The 1,151-nt window shown below is 36.4% G+C and carries 1 protein-coding gene and 1 pseudogene; one reads left to right on the forward strand and one right to left on the reverse strand.

Going from position 1 to position 1,151, the window contains the following annotated elements; translation table 11 throughout:
* Positions 1–261: class I SAM-dependent methyltransferase (locus VXQ92_RS19830; RefSeq protein WP_416682943.1), on the reverse strand; the 261-nt coding region annotated here is incomplete at its 3' end.
* 127 nt (positions 262–388) lie between these two features.
* Here VXQ92_RS19830 and VXQ92_RS19835 point away from each other — a divergent pair.
* A pseudogene (locus VXQ92_RS19835) lies at positions 389–1,151 on the forward strand (hypothetical protein); the annotation flags it as partial.

Genomic DNA, 1,151 nt, shown 5'->3' on the forward strand with positions numbered 1-1,151 from the left:
ATCAGGATAGGCTTGCTGAAGCTGTTGTAACATCTCGCCAATTGGCTCTACCGCAATAATATTGGCATGTGTCTGTTTTAAGTAAGGTAAGAATTTGCCAGTACCCGATCCAAGATCGATAACAGTAGAATTTTCATGTATTTGGAGCCGATCTTGTAGCCAACTTACTATTTCTACGGGATAATTTGGTCTAACTTGCTGATAAAGCTCAGCAGCAGAGCTGAAGCCTTTTTGAGCGGCAGGATGTAAGGATTGTGTCATATTTTGCGCTTTTTAATCTGACTGGCATCTATAAAATAAGATACTCCGCAATCATAAATTGGCAAAACACCTATTTTGTTTCATTTTTGACGATGTATGTGGGAGTAAATTTTCTTTCGGTGTGAGCATGGATAAGCAAATTATTTTTGAAGACGAACACATTAGAGCCATTTTTTTACAAGGCGATTCTAATACATTAGTTCTCTCTTTTGGCGATTTGATTACCCGGGCGAGTGGCTTATCTATCAATGATGAAAAGTCTCTAATAAAGTACCAATACAGTGTTATTGGGGTGATGCCAAAACAAAAATCATGGTTCCCAAAGGCCAGTATGGTTGAGCTGGCAAAAGTCATTTTGCCTATTATTCAGCGTTTTAAAAATATTGTAGGTTATGGCGGCTCAATGGGTGGCTATGCAGCAATTAAATATTCGAATTTATTAAATATGAATCGAATCATTGCATTTGTACCTCAGTATTCAATTGACCCTGAACAAGTTGAAGACCGACGCTATGCTGAGTTCTTCGATGCTGTCGCGAATAAAGACATGCAAATTCAGCCGCAAGATGTAGATGCAAGTCGTGAATACATTATTGTTTATGATCCTTACTTTTCAATTGATCGCGAACATTACTTAAAAATAAAAGAGATCTTGCCAAGTTTACATACAATTCATTTGCCTTTTACAGGACATGAAGCTTTATCTGTATTGGCAAGCTCAAGCCTTTTACATGATTTTATTGAGCATGAATTTGATGAAATGTATTTCTATCAACAAGTTCGTAAAATCAAAAAACAAAGCAAGTTCTATTATCGTAATGTTCTTGCAAATGTGCTGACATACCATGACAGCATGTTATTGAAAATATTGCGTCAAAATGACTTTCAGT

The sequence above is a fragment of the Acinetobacter sp. 228 genome (genome assembly GCF_048147885.1).